The sequence below is a fragment of the Rhodopirellula sp. UH5 genome, assembly GCF_056839225.1.
Genome location: NZ_CM166390.1, coordinates 5565444 through 5581827 on the forward strand (window position 1 = coordinate 5565444; position 16384 = coordinate 5581827).

The window sequence follows — 16384 nt, forward strand, 5'->3', positions numbered from 1 at the left end:
GCAAAGTCACTTCCATTGGACGTGGATGGGGACCGTCGCGTATCCGCTGGCAGGATACGATTCCAACGACGGAGGGGATTCGGGCTGGAGATGAAAACCGAGTGTTTGATCCAAGAGGGATTCCATGAACACACGCATCTCCATCCGAGCAAGTGGTGCGCCCGGGCAAACGTGAATGCCAGCTCCGTACAGCAGGTTGTTTTTCGGACTGCGATCGAACTTGACCATCCCAGCATCTTCGAACGCGGATGGATCGCGATTGGCGGCGATCCAGTTGATATCCACACGCTCTCCCGCGTCGAGATCACGTCCACCGAGTTGGGTAGGACATGTGGTGGTCCGCCGATTGCTATGCAATGGATTGTGAACTCGCAGGATTTCGTCCATCGCGGCCAGCAGCACGCAACGGTCACGACGCAACGTGCTTTGGTGCTCCGCATTGTCTGCCAGGTGATGAATCAAAATTCCGATCGAAGCGGAGATGGTTCCGAGTTCGCCAACCGTCCAGTTCCGTAGAATGCTGCTGATTTCTTCGTTGCTCAGTCGTCGTCCATGGACAGTTTCGTGCATCAGAGAAGCGGTCACGTCGTCGTCCTTCTTGGCACCGCATTGGGAACGCTGCTGAATCAGGTCATCGACAATCGCATCAAGTTCACTCGCCAGCGTCGACAAGGCAACACGATCGCGGGCGCGAGTCGCGGATTGATTTTGTTCGGCCCAGCGGAGGAGCGGTTCGTGCAGGCTGCTTGGCCACCCTAGAAAGGCACATTGAATGCGAACGGCGAAGTGGGATGCCAGATCGCTCATCACCTCCACGTCGCTGCCGCCGACTGACAATTCGCTCAACAAGTCGGACGCGATCTCCCGGCAGACCGGCTCAAACGCGCCCACTCGTTCAGGGGAAAAATACGGTTCAATGATTTGCCGGAAAGGAGTGTGTTCCGGCGGGTCCATTCCATTGGGCACGGATTGATGCCGCGACACTTGGTTGCTGAACGTTGGATGGTCATTCAAAATTTGCATGACGTCGGCGTGACGAAACACGGACCAACCGCGTGACTCGCTGTGAGCCACCGGACAACGTTCACGCATCTCATCGTACGCAGCCACTTGATCGCGGATGACTTGATCGGATTCGGGATTCCAGTCGGACTTCATATCGTTGTTGCTCCTGTTCATTGACGGACGCAGTAGAGCGCGCCGACTTTGTTGACGTAGTGAACGTGGCCTGCAAACGCGAGCGATGTGGAAACACATCGCATCAATACCAATCAACGTTAGCGGCACGGCTTCCAGAGCACTGGAAACCGATCGTCTGGGGGACTTCCACGCAACGAGTGAACATGCATCAGTGTATGCACTTTGGAATGTGTATAGCAAGGTGTAGGTTGAGGCAGTGGGCGTGGTGGCGGTTCCGAGTTGGGTTGGCCTGATAAGAAGCGTGCTCTCAAAAAAGCCGAGCGCGCTCTCGCGGCTGTCTGCGCACCGCGATCAGCAGTCGCGATCACGATCTTGGATCGGGCAACGGCGCCGAATCAGGTGCCGAACTTGCAATTGCCCGTTGAGCCTGCAGTCACCTCCGTCCGTGGTTGGGCAACGCTAGCCGGTTGGCAACCGGTTCCGGATGATCTTGGTCGTGGGGTTGCCGGGCATGATCGTGTCGCACCACATTTCGTTCTCAAAGACGTAACGAACCTGAATGGCCTGGGCTTCATCGGCAGCGAATGCGGATGCGGCCTCGGCCAGCGAGACTGTCGCATCGGTCGCGGTGGATTTCATTTGAACGTGCTGCACGTCGGCGCCTTCGGAGAGGTCGGCGAACAACTGCAGGACTTGATCCTGGGCCCATTCTGCTTCCAGGATTTCCGGCAGCGGTTCATTGTTTTCGAGGTCTGCCAGTGTGAGTTTTTTCGACGTCATGCGTTGGGTAATCCGGGACGCGAGAAGGCGGGCATCAGTAAGATGGCGTTTTCAGGTGCCGGACAAACGTAGCGGCAAACGCCACACCCGGTGCAGGTGTCTTCCTTGATCACGGGCTTGCCATCGGTGACGGCGATTGCGTCGTCGACAGGACATCGTTCACTGCAAACGGTGCAAGTCGTGCTGTGGTGGGCCAGGCACAGGTGTTCGGTGATCCGGGCGGTTCCCATGATCGGCGGGATCGTGTCGACCAACACACCCGGTTCACACGATGCGATGCACGGAAAGTCTTCGCACATCAAGCAGGCGGATGTGTCGGCGTCGATGACCGGTGTGCCGGCGACCGCGCCCAGGCGATCGGGGGCTTGAACGATCGCGTTGTGCGGGCACGCGGTGATGCAGTCGCCGCACCGGGTGCAGCCCGCCAGGAACTGAAACTCGTCGATCGCACCGGGTGGTCGATGAACAGGGATCGTGCGAGCGAGAGGCTGGCCAGTCAGATTGGTTGGCGGAACGGGATCGATATGGATGCCGCCAATGCTGCGTGGCTGTGCAAGCGGTCGTTCTTCCACCTCTGGTTTGGGCAATCGTGTGACGAGCGCCGGAAATCGCGATGGTGGTCTCAATTTCCAGAGTCGACCTTGCAGCAATGCACGGCGGCTTTGGGAGACGGCAGTCGGCTGGAAGAGAAATGAAAACGCAACAAGCGGGAGGCGGAGAGTTGCAAAGAGGAACCGCCGCAGAGCGGAGCTTTTTCTCTGCGTTGGCTTGTCAACGTCTCCCCGGTCCTCGTGACTTGGCGTCATTTCTTTCCCTGATTCACTTTGCGACCACATCAAGCGGCGGCAGCATCGGGACGGCATTGGCTTCTGGCATTTGATCGAGCGAAGCTGAGGGGGCGTGGCACTGCGTGCAGTTCGTTCGCCACGGGTGCGTTGATTCCATGCCAGCCCATCCATGCGGGCCGCCATGGCAAGCGTTGCAGTTTTCTCGCATCCACTGCGAATGCGGGATTGTCGGCGGTGCGCCTTGGTAGGCACGCTTGCCCGCTTTCGGTGCCGGCAAGCCGACAAAGCTCGTTGAGACACTGGCATCGACTTCTTGGAACGGTGCCGGTGCCATCGATGCGTGACACTGGACACAGTTGCCGAGGAATTCGTGCGACATCACGCTGGCCTTCAAATTCGCCATTTGCACGCCACTGGAATGACATGCATAACAAGCCGCATCGGTGGTGTTTTCAACGGGGTGCGGAATGATCGGTGGAGCACCGTTGAACGCACGGCGTGATGCCCGCAGTCCGCTGGACGCTTCCTTCTCCGATTCACTCGGTTCGATCTGGGTGTAGAGATCGTACTCCGGCGCTGGCAATGCCTGCGGCATCGACTGCCAGGGTTTCGTCGGTCCCATTGGTGTGCTGGCGATCTCAGCGTAACTGACCGCAGGAATCAACTTTGTCTCCGTCCTCGTTCTTGAAATCTCGCGATCAGTCAACGGTGATTCGTGCATGCCATCGGGTTTTGGCACGCCATCACCCAGACCAACGAAGTATCCCATCACCGCGACGGCCATCACCACCGAGAGAAAGATCGTTGTCAGCCGGTTCATGAAGGCACCTTGGCAGTCGTTTTCTTGACAACACGAGCCGCACACTTCTTGTAGTCCGGTTGTTTCGAAAACGGATCGTAAGCTTCCAGTGTGCAGTTGTTGATCAGTTTGGTTTCGTCAAAGAACGGAACAAAGATCGTGCCACGTGGTGGTCGGCCACGGCCATCGATCCACACCGGCAAATCGCAAACGCCACGACGAGATTCAATGGTGACCATTTCGCCCTGGCGAATGTTGGCTGCTTGGGCGTCTTCCAAGTGCATTTCCACATACGCGGTTGGCATCGCGCGGCTGAGTTGCGAGACCCGCCGTGTCATCGTGCCCGTGTGCCAATGTTCCAGCACTCGGCCGGTGCAAAGCCACATCGGATATTCTTCGTCAGGCATTTCCGGCGGCGGCTGATACTCGTGGAACCAAATCTGCGCGCGACCATCGCTAGATGAGGAATGATAAAACTCGAATTCCTCGCCGGCTTTTACAAACGGGTCGTCGAATCCCGAGAAACGAAACTTGGTTTCTCGCCATGAACCGTCTTCTTGCTCGACCACTGGCCAACGCAACCCGCGAGCTTTCACGTATTCCTCATACGGGGCGAGGTTCTTGTGTTTCATCGTCGTGAACTGGCGGTACTCCTCGAACAGATGCTTGTCGACGTTGGTGTCGTAGTAGCGATCGAATTCCCAAACGGGAATCTCTTGGCCAGCGTCGTCTTTCACCGCGAAGATGAATGCACCGTCTTTGTCCTTCATTCCCTCATGGCCCATCTCGAACAGCTTGTGCGCGATCGCGATGGTCATCCAGCAATCGTCACGGGCTTCGCCCGGCGGATCGACCATTTTGAACCACTGTTGTGTTCGCCGCTCACTGTTGCCAAACATGCCGTTTTTCTCGACCCACATTGCGGCTGGCAAGATCAGATCAGCGAGTGCCGTGGTCGCGGTCGGGTACACATCGCTGACGATCAAGAATTTGTCTTCGAGACCCTGTTTGTCGTTGAAGAGTGCGTTCAAATTCGGCAGTGTTTGGCCCGGGTTGGTGACCTGCACGAACATCGTTGTGATGTCACCGCCTTCCGCCGTGGGTTTGGTGAACTGCTCGAACATCTTCACCGTGTGATAGCCCGGCACTTCGCTGATGCTTCCCTCGCGAACGTTCCAGAAGCCTTCGCTTTGCTCGCGATGTTCAGGCTTGGTGACGACCCGGCCACCTGGCAACGCGTGAGCCAGCGTGCCAACTTCGCGGACCGTGCCGCACGCCGATGGCTGTCCGGTGAGGCTGGTGGGGGCATCGCCGGGGCGACCGAAGTGCCCCGACAACAGGTGAACGCCGTGGACCAACGAATTGATGGCCGTGCCCATCGTGTGCTGGTTCATGCCCATGCACCAGAGCGACGTGATTCGAATGTCGTGTTGCCCAAACAAGTCGGCAAGCATGCGAATCTTGTCCGCCGGAACCCCCGACAATTCTTCGACATGCTCTGGCGTGTACTTGGCGATCCGTTTGCGAAATTCCTCTTCGCTAATTGGCTCACCTTGCAGCGTCGGGGTGTCCGCTTCATCGCCTCGGAAGTTGCAGTGTTTCTCAACAAACGATTTGTCGTAGTTGTCGTTCTCGATGAGCAGGTGCAGGATGCCCAGCGAAATCGCAACGTCGCCGTGCGGTTTCATTTCCAAGTAGTCGTTCGCTGCATCGGTGGTTCGAGTCCGACGCGTTCCGATGTCGATGATGCGGACCTGTTCACCACGCGAACGACGATCGGTGACTCGCGAGAACAGCACCGGGTGCATTTCGGCGGGGTTGTTGCCCCAGGTGATCAGCACGTCGCATTCGTCGAGATCTTGGTAGCAACCTGCCGGTTCATCAACACCGTACGTTGCCAGGAAACCGGTCACCGCCGAAGCCATGCACAACCGCGCGTTGGGGTCGATGTGGTTGTTGCTCAGTCCGCCCTTCATGAACTTCTGAGCGGCGTAGCCTTCGGGGATCGTCCATTGGCCGGACCCGTAAAACGCAAACGTATCCGGCGAGTCAAAGATTCGTTGGGCGATGGTTTCAATCGCTTCGTCCCAGCTGATTTCGGTCAGCTTGCCGTCTTTGCGAAGCAGCGGCCGAGTCAGTCGGTCCTTGCCGTAGAGGATGCTGCCAACGTGATAGCCTTTGACGCACAGCAAACCCTTGTTGACATCGGCGGCCTTGTCGCCAGCAACCGCGACGACACGCCCATCTTCGACACCAACTTGAACGTGGCATCCAGTGCCGCAGAAACGACAAGGTGCCTTGTTCCACTCCAAGCCTTCGCCTGTGGGCAATCCATCGACGGCTTGGTCAGCCTGAAGAACTGGCAGCGTCGCGCCCGCGACCATGGAACCGGCGGCAGCCATCGCGGCTGTCTTGAGCAAGGCACGTCGGTCGTTGTTCATCTTCAGTTCCTTGTGGATGGTTCTTCTTCGGTGTCTTCGTCGAACGCGACCATGGCGACGGCCAAGTCGATCACTCCCGGCAAGTCTCGGACTGCATTCCAGATCTCTTGGTCGCGTGTTTTAGTTTCGCTGTCCACGACAATTGCAAGCTTGCTGCCACAGGCTTGCCCCAAGTCAATTTCGGGAATGTTTGTGATGGATTCGATCGCACTGATATGTTCTTCCACGGAAGAAGCGAACGTGACGACGAGACCACTGATTGGCACTGAGATTGCTTTTTGAAAACGTGGCAGAAAGGATCGGAAGTGAGGTTTCGCGAACCTGCACGTCAAGGTATACCATGGGCGTCGTCAGTGAAACCTCATTTGGGATGGAAATTCATGTCGCGAATCGCCAATCTGCTCTTCGCTGGCGTGGTGTGCTTGATCGGCGCGATGTTCTTCGTCGCGACCAGTCGAACGGCATTGCGAGAGGATTCGCACGCCACCCCGGACGCTGTGGCTTCGGTTGCACAGTCTGGTGACGTGAGCTTCCAGTCTGCGAGTGAGCCTGCAGCGAAGTCCGATGGCGAGCAAGAGGCTTACCCTACGGTCATCCGTAAACCATCTGGTCCGCCGCGGATCGAACTCGCCGGCACGGACCCGCAAGGACGAACCGGCAGCGTTGCCTGTTCCACTTGCCACCGCGTTCGCCAGCCGAACTTGGACAACAAAACGGCCGCTACGCTCGACGAATTTCATCAAGGCATGACATTCAGTCACGGCAGCATCGCTTGCTATTCCTGCCACAATCCCGATGACTCGGATTCGTTGCGGTTGGCCGACGGAACTTTGGTGGCTTATCAGGAGGTGATGACGCTGTGCTCTCAGTGCCACAGCAAACAAGCGGAGTCCTTCGCTCATGGTGCCCACGGTGGTATGAACGGGCACTGGGATTTGACTCGCGGACCCCAGATGAAGAACAACTGCATCGACTGCCACGATCCGCACGCACCGGCCTACCCCAAGATGATTGTCGGCTTCAAGCCGAAAGACCGCTTCAACGCCCCTCTCGATCACAGTCACGACCACGAAGGAGCGGAATCCCATGACGAGCACTGAAACCGACTCAACGCCCTCGTCCAAGCCCAGCCTGCCCATCGTTGAGAACTTCAGCCGCCGCGCCGCCGTGAAGGCCGGTTTTGCAACGCTGGGTGCGGGAGCGTTCGTGGCCGCGATTTCGCCGCTGCGACAAGCCGCCAAGAACACGTCGGCGGCGGAGTTCATGCAGACGCACTACACCGAACTGTCGCCCGAGCAAAAGGCCGATGTGATTGCTCGCCTGGAAGCCGAGACCAAAGAGAAGTACGGCGCGGACGTGACGATCGGGGATGATCGCCCAATCCCTGGCACAAAATTCGTCTACGCGATCAACCTCAGCGTGTGCAATGGCAACGGCAAATGTGTCGAAGCCTGCCACAAAGAAAACAATCACGACCGCGACACCAACCAGTCGTACATCCGCGTCATCGAAATGCCAAAGGGCACGATGGACATGGAACAAGGCTCGACGACGTACACCGGTGTGGTTCCCAAGGACGACAAATTCTACTTGCCCGTGCAGTGCCAGCAGTGCGACGAACCACCATGTGTCGACGTCTGCCCGGTCAAGGCGACGTGGAAGGAAGAAGATGGCATCGTTGTGGTCGATTACAACTGGTGCATCGGTTGCCGCTATTGCGAAGCGGCCTGCCCTTACCACGCGCGGCGTTTCAATTGGAAGAAACCGGAGGTGCCGGCCGCAGAGGTCAACCCAGACCAAAGCTACTTGAGCAATCGGATTCGTCCGGTCGGTGTCGTTGAAAAATGCACGTATTGCTTGCACCGAACCCGCCGCGGCAAGTTGCCCGCGTGCCTGGAAGCCTGCCCGACGGGCGCTCGCGTGTTCGGCAATATTCTCGACAAGGATTCCAATATCCGCTGGATTCTGGAAAACAAACGTGTTTACATCCTCAAAGAAGAACTCGGTACCAAGCCGGCATTCTTTTACTACTTCGATTGAGCTGGGAAAGAAGTTGACGCAAAGTCGCGTGTGATGGGGAGACGCGGAGGGAAGTTTCAACGCGGAGCTTTTGACCTTCTTTCTCCTTTCTTTGCGGCTCTCCGTCTGGCCGCCTCTGCGTCATTTTTCTTGAGAAGCAATTCATTATGAGCAGCATCCCCGCCAAAGAATCGCATGTCACGAGCTATCCGAAATTCATCGGACGTTCGTTGTGGCTGGCAACGGAAGGGTCATTCGCGTTTTATGCGTGGATGACGATGTTGACCATGCTGTTTTTGGTCGGCGCGAACGCGTGGGCCAATCAAGTTGCCGGCGGCATGATCGGCACCAACATGACCGATCAGGTTTCGTGGGGACTGTACATCGCCAACTTCACGTTCATGGTCGGGTTGGCTGCGGGCGGTGTGATGATGGTCATCCCGGCGTACCTGTATCATGACCGCAAGATGCATGATGTTGTCATCATCGGCGAGTTGCTTGCCATTGCTGCGATCGTGATGTGCTTGCTGTTCGTTGTCGCTGACCTCGGCCGGCCGGATCGGTTTTGGCACATGTTGCCAGGGATTGGAAAATTCAACTGGCCCATCTCCATGTTGACCTGGGACGTGATCGTGCTGAACGGCTATCTCGTCTTGAATCTGCACATCTGCGGCTACTTGCTTTACATGCGTTTCCTCGGCCGCAAACCCAATCCGACGTGGTACATCCCGTTCGTGATGCTGTCGATCGTGTGGGCGATTTCAATTCACACCGTCACCGCGTTCCTGTACTGCGGTCTCGGTGGGCGACCGTTTTGGAACACCGCGCTGCTTACCCCGCGTTTCCTGGCGTCCGCGTTCGTCTCCGGCCCCGCGTTCATCATCGTTGCGATGGTGCTGATCAAAAGACTGACCGGCATCGGCGGACTCGATCATCCGATCGCCACGCTGACCAGAATCATTCGAGTCACCATTCTGATCAACCTGCTGATGGTCGCGTCCGAGCTATTCACTGAGTTCTACACCGGTGGTTCGCACGTGAGCGCAGCGAAGTATTTGTTCTTCGGCTTGCACGGCAAAACCGCACTTGTCCCATGGACCTGGACCGCGATCGGATTGAACATTACCGCGGCGCTACTCTTCCTGTGGCCGGGGTTGCTCGGATTCCGTTGGCGGCCACTGCTCGTGGCCGCTTGCTGCATGGCATTTGTCGGCGCGTGGATCGAAAAAGGCATGGGGTTGATCGTCCCCGGTTTCATCCCCAGCACACTGCACGAGGTCGTTGAATACGTCCCCAGCCAACTCGAATGGAAAGTCACCGTCGGGATTTGGGCGTTCGGGTTGATGGTGTTCACCATCGCGATCAAAACTGCCCTGCCAACGCTGAAACGCCCCGCCGAGCATTGAAGCCGCTGGGCAATTTGCATCTGCTGATTCGGTGGAAGAGTCTTGCTCATCGCCCATCTTGCTGGGCCGATTGCGATTGCCCTCAGCCTTTTCGGGCCGAGGGCATGGGATGCACTTCGATATCAGTCCCGGTCCAGCGCGGATCGTGAAGGATTCGTCGTCCTGGCCCTCAGGGGGGATTGCGATCTGGCAGACGGCCCACGGTGAGCTGTCGCACGGTCGTAGAGAGTCGCATCGGACTCCTGGGCCGCGTCAGTTGGCTTTCGTGACTAGCATGATCGAGTCTTCGATCGCGGTCAGACTGTGAAGTTCGCCGGGCGGCAGGAACAACATCTTGCCTGGTGTCATCGTCATCGTTTCGCCCATCGCCGTGAAGTCGACCTTCCCGGCAACGCACTGAACAGTGATGTCCTTCGCGGCTTTGTGTTCGGGGATGGCTTTGCCGGCGGGCAGGACCAAACGCATCACGTTCATCGGCTCGGTTTTGATCAACAGTTTCGGTTTGGGTTCGGCATCGGTGCCGATGTCGTGCAGGTCGATCAGCTTTCCGGCGGTCATGGTTTCACTCATTTGGTCTGCTTTCTTTTGAAAGGGGGAATGTCATTCAACTGGCCGAGGCGACGGTGCCGACGACCAACGTCGATTCGACTTGTTTGAGTTGCTTGGCGTGAGGCGGGTTGAACTTCAAGTGTCACGACATGGCCAACAGAGGCCATGTGATGATTGGAAGTGTAAGCGATGCGGAAGTGATTGCAGTCGCAAACGCTTTCCTGAACAGGCGAGCGGCTCAACAACTCGTACCAGTGCGTCCCCAGGCGGGAGCCTGGGGACGAGCTGTGCGATCTTGTACCCCGGCTCTGCCTGGGCACACCCTGCCCCGAGGCTCCTGCCTCACGATCCTGCAACTCGGCAGGCAGAGCCTGCTTTGGGATTGCTTAGTAGGAGGCGGGAGCCTCCCAGGCAGTGTGTTCCCAGGCGGGAGCCTGGGGACAAGACTGGGCAGCATCAACTGTGAGTCACTTCACAGACCAAAGGCTCCGCTTCTTGTAAAACGATTCCCGGCCCCGTGTGTCGGCTCACACTGCAAACGGACGTGCCGAGCCGAAGAGGAACCAGACAGGAATTCTCGTTCCAGACCAATCAAAGCTCCATTTTTGCAAGGATGCCTCTCCATGTCTCGTAAACTACTCACCCGTGCATCAGTCGTCGGCGTGGCTGCGTTTGGAAGCCTGTGGCTTGCCGGATGCCGCCAGAACGGGAGTTGCACCGTTCCTGCGGCAGGGTATGGCTCGTCTGCCTACTCGGCGTCGCCTTCGTATTCCCAGCCCGCGTACCAGGGCTCTGGCTCGACGAACTCAGTGCCTGCGTCGTCGTATTCCGCCCCTGCACAAAGCTACTCAGCCCCTGGCGGTTCTGGGACACGCTCTGCGCCATCTGGCGGTTCAGGCACACGATAAGCCATTCCGGAAGGGCAAGACGCAGGAAACGATTCTTGATCCGTCGGCATGGCTGACGCTTCGACACAGCAAACGTCGGCCAAGAAAAATTCGGATGTCGTGTAAGGATCGTGTCGGCCTACCGTCTTCACTTGCGAGCGGCCAAGGTTCGGCTTCCCGCGACGAGCTGAAGTCACGTGACGAGATTGTCTCTTGGGAACGGCACACGATCATCATCCTTCCAATCAGCCGGTTCCTCGATGATCTGCTCCGGGCCGATCCACTTGATGTGTGCATGCAGAAACTGATTGACGTCTTCCATTCGCTCACCGTTGAGGGTGTCATGTGCGGCTCGGTCCAGACCGGTTGGCATTGCTTCGGCTGCACCGACGGATGCGGTTTGGAATGTCAGGGAACCGTGGTGGAGAGTGTGTCGAAGGAGTCATCGTGATACCACGCCCACATCTTGTCAGGGCAATCGCCCTGTTGGTCCTGGGACTGCTGTTCTGCGTGTTCCCCGGTTGCTCTTCAAACGATGCCGATCAAAACGAGAACCAAATCGTTTTGACAGGCTCGAGCACTGTTGCCCCGTTGATGAGTGAGATCGCCAAGAAATTTGAATCGCTGCACCCTGGAGTGCGTGTTGATGTGCAAAGCGGCGGCTCTTCACGAGGCGTTGCCGATGCACGGCGTGGCCTCGCTGACATCGGGATGGTCTCGCGAGACCTCAAAGCAGAAGAACAGGACCTGACGGCGTTCCCGCTCGCTCGAGATGGTGTCTGCGTCATCATCCATCGGGACAATCCCGTGGCCTCACTCACCGACGATCAGCTTGTGGCCATCTACACAGATCGCATCAACAACTGGAAGGAAGTTGGCGGGGCAGACGCTCCCATCGCCGTCGTCAACAAAGCTGAAGGTCGATCCACACTGGAGCTATTCGTTGGGCATTTCCAACTGAACAACGAACAAATCAAAGCCGATGCGGTGATCGGCGACAACGAACAGGGGATCAAGACAGTCGCCGGTAACCGTCACGCGATTGGTTATGTTTCGATTGGGACTGCTGAATACGATGCCAAGCACGACGTCGAGATCAAACTGCTCCCGCTGGCGGGGATAGCGGCATCCATCGAAAATGTACGAGCGGGTGACTTTCCTTTGTCGCGTCCATTGAATCTGGTCGTGCAAGGCACGCCAACCGGAATCGTGGCGGAGTTCATCGACTTTGCTCGCTCACGCGACGTCAATCAGATCATTCTGGAGCAGTACTTTGTCCCGCTCTCGCAGTGATGTCACGCTCGTTTGGATCCTTCGCGGATGCGGGTTGCTGACCGGAGCGATCACGGTGGTGATTGTGGGGTTTCTGCTTTGGGAATCACTGCCCGCGATTCGCGATGTTGGTGTTCGTCGATTCGTTTCTGACCAATCCTGGCACCCGTCCGCTGGGGCGGCCGGCGGGCAATTCAATCTTGTTCCGATGATGGTGGCGACGTCGCTGGCAACCGCGGGCGCCGTTCTCCTGGCAGCACCACTTGGCATTGGCTCGGCGGTGTTCGCACACTTCTATGCCCCGAGCCGATTGAGGCACACGCACGGCAAAATGATCGAACTGCTCGCCGGGATTCCTTCGGTGGTCTACGGTCTGTGGGGCCTGGTCGTGCTCGTCCCACTGATTGCACGCTGGCATCCGCCAGGCACCAGTCTGTTCTCGGCGATCATCGTCTTGACGATCATGATTCTTCCAACCATCGCGTTGCTCGCCGGTGCTGCGTTCGACAATTTGCCAAGCGAATACCTGCGAGCTTCCGCGGCACTCGGGTTGTCTCGCGGGCGAACCGTTTTGAGCGTCGTGTTGCCGGCCTCTCGATCGGGTCTGTTCACGGCCGTGTTGTTGGGGACAGGCCGGGCGATCGGCGAGACCATGGCGGTGCTGATGGTTGCTGGCAATGTCGTCCAAAACCCGACCAGCATCTTTCAGCCGGTCCGTACGATCACGGCAAACATTGCGTTGGAGATGGCTTACGCGATGGAGGGCCATCGTTCGGCACTGTTTGTGTGCGGACTGCTCTTGATGGGAATGGTCATGGTGTTGGTTGGCTTCGCAGAATGGGTCAGTCAAGGACGCATTCATGGATAGCACAACCACCACGCCTTCGCGTCCAACTGTCAGCAGGCTGCTTGATTCCCTGGCGACCTGTGTCGTGTGGTCCATCGCCGCGATGGTCAGTGTTGTTTTTGTCTGGATCTTAGCGGACATCGTGATTGCCGGCCTGCCCTCGATCTCCTGGGCGTTTCTGACGGAAGCTCCTCGCAACGCGGGACGTGATGGAGGGATCTTTCCCATCGTTGTTTCAACGCTGCTCATTCTGGCCGTTGCGATGGTCGTGTCCGTGCCGCTGGGAGTCGGGACTGCGATCCTGCTAAGTGAGTTGACGCAGGCGGAAAGTCTGTTTGGAAAGCTGGTGAGAAGAAGCTTGGATGTACTCGCAGGGGTGCCCTCCATTGTGTTCGGGCTATTCGGCAACGCATTTTTTTGCATCCACTTGGGGCTGGGGTTTTCCATCTTATCGGGCGGTCTCACACTATCATGCATGGTGCTGCCGATCCTGATTCGAGCGACGGAAGAAGGGTTTCGTTCCGTTCCGAATGAATATCGGATGGGGGCTGCGGCGTTGGGATTGTCGCGAACAGCCACGCTTGTCCAACTGCTATTGCCAGCCGCTGTGCCAGGTGTCGTTGTCGGATTGGTGCTTGGTATCGGCCGAGCGTTGGCTGAGACCGCGGCGTTGATTTTTACCAGCGGATACGTCGACCGCTCACCCGATTCGTTGTTTGATTCCGGGCGTGCCTTGTCTGTTCACATTTTTGATCTGTCGATGAATGTCGCTGGCGGTGATCGGCATGCGTATGGCTCCGCGTTGGTTCTCATTGCGATGTTGTTGGTCATCAACGCGAGTGCTAGCTGGACTGCCAATCGTTGGCTGAGAAAAAGGATCGTGGTGACATGAACGCAAAAGACAGAGCAGCACGCAACCAAGATGGTTGCCAACGAGCGTCTTGCCCCGAAAGCAACGGGTTCACACTTGGTCCCGTCGACACCGGGCCACCTTGCTGTCTTCCTCAACCGCTGATTGAAGTCGACGGGCTTGCGGTTCACTACGGCAACGCTCGCGTCTTGAGCGGGATTTCGTTGACGATCCACCGAGGGTGTGTGACCGCGTTGATCGGGCCATCGGGATGCGGGAAAACGAGCTTCTTGAGTAGCTTGAACCGGATGACGGACATGATTCCTGGATGCCGAGTGGAGGGGAAGGTTGCGCTCGGTGCGCTCGACGTCCGCGCGACCAAGGATGTGATCTCGCTCCGCCGTCGCGTCGGAATGATCTTTCAAAAGCCAAATCCATTTCCGCTTTCGATACGCAAAAACATCGAAATGCCACTGAAAGAACACGGGATTCGGAACCGGAGCGAGCGTGCAGAAATCATCGAGACCGTTCTCGAAGACGTCGGCCTGTGGGCGGAAGTGAAGGATCGGCTTGGCTCGTCTGCCTTGTCCCTTTCGGGTGGCCAGCAGCAGCGGCTTTGCATCGCACGGGCGCTTGCTTTGCGTCCCGAAGTTCTCTTGATGGATGAGCCGTGCAGCGCCCTGGACCCGCTGGCCAGTGGTGTGGTGGAAGAGTTGCTGCTCCGTTTTCGAGGTCGGTACACTGTTGTCATCGTGACCCACAACTTGCAGCAAGCCCGGCGGGTCGCCGATTACGCGGCATTCTTCTGGGCGACCGACGGGACTGGCACGTTGATCGAGCACGGGACCGGTGCTCGCATCTTCGATGAACCACGACAACCGTTGACGGTCGCCTACGTCAACGGCAAGGCGGGTTAACGCATAGAGTGCGAATCCAATCGGAAAGCTTCTGGACCATCCGCCTGAATCAAGCAAGTCGGCGGCGAAGCCCCATCGGGTGATCGTGTTCTCACGCTATCCAGAACCTGGTGTGACCAAGACCCGGATGATTCCGGCGCGAGGGGCTGAGTGTGCGGCACGGCTGCAGCAGTCACTGACGAAACGGACGTTGGGCGTCGCGAGTGAGTATCGAAGCGGCCATTCATGTGATTTGGAAGTGCGATTCGCCGGTGGTGATTCAACACGAATGCGAAACGCATTTGGAACGGACAAGGAGTATCGTTCCCAGCAAGGTGAAAGTTTGGGGGAGCGATTGATCGATGCATTCGCCGTGGCCTTCAACGAAGGTGCAACACGCGTCGTCGTGATCGGATCGGACTGTCCCGAAATGGACCCCACTATTCTTGACGAGGCGATGAGGGCACTGTCGCGTGCCGATGTGGTGTTGGGGCCGGCGATCGATGGTGGTTACGACCTGATTGGGTTGAACGCGAACCAGCCTGGCCTCTTTCAAGAGATTGACTGGGGTGGCGAAAGTGTGTTCCGACAAACCGCCCGGAAGGCAATTCAGTTGCGATTCCAAGTTCATGGTTTGCAAACGCTTTTTCGTTGCGAATCGACGACGACCGTTGGGGGTTGCGGTGGATCGAGCGCGGCGTGAACTTCAGATCGCGTTTCCTCGGACGACCCTACGGGGATCAGGGATTGTTTGTGTCCGCCCGTCGGTTTTTCGAAATCGGTGGTTTTCCGAATTGGCCGCTCATGGAAGACGTTGAGCTATGCCGCCGTTTGCGGAAGCAGGGAACCATTTCGCTGGTCGAAGCCGCCGTCACAACTTCCGCCTGCCGGTGGCTGCGACTGGGGATTCTAAAAACCACCCTCATCAACCAACTTTGCATCGCCGGTTTCGGCTTGGGCATTCCACCGGACACGTTGCAGCGCTGGTATCGGTCGCGGCGTTGAGTCTCGCAAGTCTTGCACTACCCGTGCTTGCCAATTTCCCACCCGCTACCGCCAAGATGCTTCTGGGCGAAAGCCGCGGATTCTGGTTCAAGAGTTGTCGCGAACGTGTCGTTCCAGCGATTCAGGAATCCAAATAACGCAATCGTTGCTCCCAATTCAACGATCTGTTCGTCGCTGTAGTGCAGTTTCAGGGCGGCGAAGTGTTCGCTGGACACAGTGTTGGGCGTGCTGCCAGCAGCAAGTGCGAAGCGTAACGCAGCGACTTCCGCAGCGTCGAAAAGGTCGCTGTTCTCGAAGTCCCAAACCGCTTCGAGCTTTTCGACGGATACGCCCAGGTGAAAGGCCTCTCCGATCGTGTGCGCTTGGCAGTACCGACATCCTGATGCATTGCTGCTCACATGGGCAACCAAACTTTTCAGCGGCGCAGGGACCCGGGATTTGGATTGCTGATGACGGATCGTCCAGACGATGTTCTTCCAGAACAACCGGACGCCCGTCCAAATCGGTATGCGACGGTCGGTTGGCGGGCCCAGGATGTTTCCAACCAGCATTGCGAAGCTGCCGAGCACTGCTGGTTGACGAGCCATCGTCAACATCGAGTTTGGAACCACGCCGAGTTGCTGTCGTGCCATGCGAAAGATCAGTTCACATTCGCGGGCTTCGGATTTCTTCCGCGGAGATAGATGGGATGGCATGAATGCTGAA

The 16384-nt window shown here is 57.6% G+C and carries 18 protein-coding genes; 9 read left to right on the forward strand and 9 right to left on the reverse strand.

Annotation, left to right across the window (positions count from 1 at the left end):
* Positions 1 to 6: 6 nt before the first annotated feature.
* The 6 genes from UH5x_RS19690 to UH5x_RS19715 form a co-directional block, all read right to left on the reverse strand.
* The gene (locus UH5x_RS19690) at positions 7 to 1158 is read right to left on the reverse strand and encodes a cytochrome P450 (protein WP_482633422.1); all 1152 of its coding nucleotides are present in this window, start codon (positions 1156 to 1158) and stop codon (positions 7 to 9) included.
* Positions 1159 to 1599: 441 nt separating this feature from the next.
* Positions 1600 to 1920 carry a hypothetical protein gene (locus UH5x_RS19695; protein ID WP_482633423.1) on the reverse strand — a complete coding sequence of 107 codons (321 nt, stop codon included), beginning with the start codon at positions 1918 to 1920 and terminating at the stop codon, positions 1600 to 1602.
* On the reverse strand, positions 1917 to 2546 hold the full coding sequence (locus UH5x_RS19700) for a 4Fe-4S dicluster domain-containing protein (RefSeq protein WP_482633424.1): 630 nt from the start codon (positions 2544 to 2546) through the stop codon (positions 1917 to 1919). The genes UH5x_RS19695 and UH5x_RS19700 overlap by 4 nt, the downstream gene beginning before the upstream one ends.
* A 193-nt stretch (positions 2547 to 2739) precedes the next feature.
* On the reverse strand, positions 2740 to 3528 hold the full coding sequence (locus UH5x_RS19705) for a diheme cytochrome c precursor (RefSeq protein ID WP_482633425.1): 789 nt from the start codon (positions 3526 to 3528) through the stop codon (positions 2740 to 2742).
* The gene (locus UH5x_RS19710; RefSeq protein ID WP_482633426.1) at positions 3525 to 5948 is read right to left on the reverse strand and encodes a molybdopterin-dependent oxidoreductase; all 2424 of its coding nucleotides are present in this window, start codon (positions 5946 to 5948) and stop codon (positions 3525 to 3527) included. The genes UH5x_RS19705 and UH5x_RS19710 overlap by 4 nt, the downstream gene beginning before the upstream one ends.
* A gap of 2 nt (positions 5949 to 5950) precedes the next feature.
* The gene (locus UH5x_RS19715) at positions 5951 to 6214 is read right to left on the reverse strand and encodes a hypothetical protein (protein WP_047812757.1); all 264 of its coding nucleotides are present in this window, start codon (positions 6212 to 6214) and stop codon (positions 5951 to 5953) included.
* 114 nt (positions 6215 to 6328) lie between these two features.
* Between UH5x_RS19715 and UH5x_RS19720 the strand changes: the two genes are divergently transcribed.
* From UH5x_RS19720 to dsrP, 3 genes are all read left to right on the forward strand, one after another.
* Positions 6329 to 7048, forward strand: coding sequence for a cytochrome c3 family protein (locus UH5x_RS19720; RefSeq protein ID WP_047812668.1), 720 nt, complete (start codon positions 6329 to 6331; stop codon positions 7046 to 7048).
* A complete protein-coding gene (locus tag UH5x_RS19725) occupies positions 7035 to 7988 on the forward strand; it encodes a 4Fe-4S dicluster domain-containing protein (RefSeq protein WP_482633427.1) in 954 nt (317 codons plus the stop codon). The genes UH5x_RS19720 and UH5x_RS19725 overlap by 14 nt, the downstream gene beginning before the upstream one ends.
* Positions 7989 to 8134: 146 nt before the next feature.
* Positions 8135 to 9373: a sulfate reduction electron transfer complex DsrMKJOP subunit DsrP gene (gene dsrP, locus UH5x_RS19730; protein ID WP_047812670.1), complete on the forward strand. Its 1239-nt coding sequence runs from the start codon at positions 8135 to 8137 to the stop codon at positions 9371 to 9373.
* Positions 9374 to 9625: 252 nt separating this feature from the next.
* Here dsrP and UH5x_RS19735 read toward each other — a convergent pair whose 3' ends face one another.
* Together UH5x_RS19735 and UH5x_RS19740 are read right to left on the reverse strand one after the other, a co-directional pair.
* On the reverse strand, positions 9626 to 9943 hold the full coding sequence (locus UH5x_RS19735) for a cupin domain-containing protein (RefSeq protein WP_047812671.1): 318 nt from the start codon (positions 9941 to 9943) through the stop codon (positions 9626 to 9628).
* Between the two features lie 1059 nt (positions 9944 to 11002).
* The gene (locus UH5x_RS19740) at positions 11003 to 11182 is read right to left on the reverse strand and encodes a hypothetical protein (protein ID WP_482633428.1); all 180 of its coding nucleotides are present in this window, start codon (positions 11180 to 11182) and stop codon (positions 11003 to 11005) included.
* A gap of 74 nt (positions 11183 to 11256) precedes the next feature.
* Between UH5x_RS19740 and UH5x_RS19745 the strand changes: the two genes are divergently transcribed.
* The 6 genes from UH5x_RS19745 to UH5x_RS19770 all read left to right on the forward strand — a co-directional run bounded on the left by UH5x_RS19745 (position 11257) and on the right by UH5x_RS19770 (position 15679).
* A complete protein-coding gene (locus tag UH5x_RS19745; RefSeq protein ID WP_482633429.1) occupies positions 11257 to 12102 on the forward strand; it encodes a phosphate ABC transporter substrate-binding protein in 846 nt (281 codons plus the stop codon).
* Positions 12083 to 12949 (forward strand): phosphate ABC transporter permease subunit PstC, encoded by an 867-nt coding sequence (pstC, locus tag UH5x_RS19750; protein WP_482633430.1) that lies wholly within the window; start codon positions 12083 to 12085, stop codon positions 12947 to 12949. The genes UH5x_RS19745 and pstC overlap by 20 nt, the downstream gene beginning before the upstream one ends.
* On the forward strand, positions 12942 to 13820 hold the full coding sequence (pstA, locus tag UH5x_RS19755; RefSeq protein WP_047812675.1) for a phosphate ABC transporter permease PstA: 879 nt from the start codon (positions 12942 to 12944) through the stop codon (positions 13818 to 13820). Before pstC ends, pstA begins: the two co-directional genes overlap by 8 nt.
* Positions 13817 to 14695 carry a phosphate ABC transporter ATP-binding protein gene (locus UH5x_RS19760; RefSeq protein ID WP_482633431.1) on the forward strand — a complete coding sequence of 293 codons (879 nt, stop codon included), beginning with the start codon at positions 13817 to 13819 and terminating at the stop codon, positions 14693 to 14695. The genes pstA and UH5x_RS19760 overlap by 4 nt, the downstream gene beginning before the upstream one ends.
* A gap of 127 nt (positions 14696 to 14822) precedes the next feature.
* Positions 14823 to 15377 (forward strand): TIGR04282 family arsenosugar biosynthesis glycosyltransferase, encoded by a 555-nt coding sequence (locus UH5x_RS19765; protein ID WP_482636028.1) that lies wholly within the window; start codon positions 14823 to 14825, stop codon positions 15375 to 15377.
* Positions 15374 to 15679, forward strand: coding sequence for a hypothetical protein (locus UH5x_RS19770; RefSeq protein WP_150122471.1), 306 nt, complete (start codon positions 15374 to 15376; stop codon positions 15677 to 15679). Before UH5x_RS19765 ends, UH5x_RS19770 begins: the two co-directional genes overlap by 4 nt.
* A gap of 17 nt (positions 15680 to 15696) precedes the next feature.
* On the opposite strand, the gene UH5x_RS19775 is transcribed toward UH5x_RS19770, so the two are convergent.
* Positions 15697 to 16311 (reverse strand): carboxymuconolactone decarboxylase family protein, encoded by a 615-nt coding sequence (locus tag UH5x_RS19775; protein WP_236695970.1) that lies wholly within the window; start codon positions 16309 to 16311, stop codon positions 15697 to 15699.
* Positions 16312 to 16384: the final 73 nt, after the last annotated feature.

Coding starts and splice junctions, on each gene's coding strand:
- UH5x_RS19760 (WP_482633431.1), top strand. CDS start 13,817: ATGAACGCAAAAGACAGAGCAGCACGCAACCAAGATGGTTGCCAACGA.
- UH5x_RS19705 (WP_482633425.1), bottom strand. CDS start 3,528: ATGAACCGGCTGACAACGATCTTTCTCTCGGTGGTGATGGCCGTCGCG.
- UH5x_RS19765 (WP_482636028.1), top strand. CDS start 14,823: ATGATTCCGGCGCGAGGGGCTGAGTGTGCGGCACGGCTGCAGCAGTCA.
- UH5x_RS19720 (WP_047812668.1), top strand. CDS start 6,329: ATGTCGCGAATCGCCAATCTGCTCTTCGCTGGCGTGGTGTGCTTGATC.
- UH5x_RS19695 (WP_482633423.1), bottom strand. CDS start 1,920: ATGACGTCGAAAAAACTCACACTGGCAGACCTCGAAAACAATGAACCG.
- UH5x_RS19710 (WP_482633426.1), bottom strand. CDS start 5,948: ATGAACAACGACCGACGTGCCTTGCTCAAGACAGCCGCGATGGCTGCC.
- pstA (WP_047812675.1), top strand. CDS start 12,942: ATGGATAGCACAACCACCACGCCTTCGCGTCCAACTGTCAGCAGGCTG.
- UH5x_RS19735 (WP_047812671.1), bottom strand. CDS start 9,943: ATGAGTGAAACCATGACCGCCGGAAAGCTGATCGACCTGCACGACATC.
- UH5x_RS19725 (WP_482633427.1), top strand. CDS start 7,035: ATGACGAGCACTGAAACCGACTCAACGCCCTCGTCCAAGCCCAGCCTG.
- dsrP (WP_047812670.1), top strand. CDS start 8,135: ATGAGCAGCATCCCCGCCAAAGAATCGCATGTCACGAGCTATCCGAAA.
- UH5x_RS19690 (WP_482633422.1), bottom strand. CDS start 1,158: ATGAAGTCCGACTGGAATCCCGAATCCGATCAAGTCATCCGCGATCAA.
- UH5x_RS19775 (WP_236695970.1), bottom strand. CDS start 16,311: ATGGCACGACAGCAACTCGGCGTGGTTCCAAACTCGATGTTGACGATG.
- UH5x_RS19740 (WP_482633428.1), bottom strand. CDS start 11,182: ATGCCAACCGGTCTGGACCGAGCCGCACATGACACCCTCAACGGTGAG.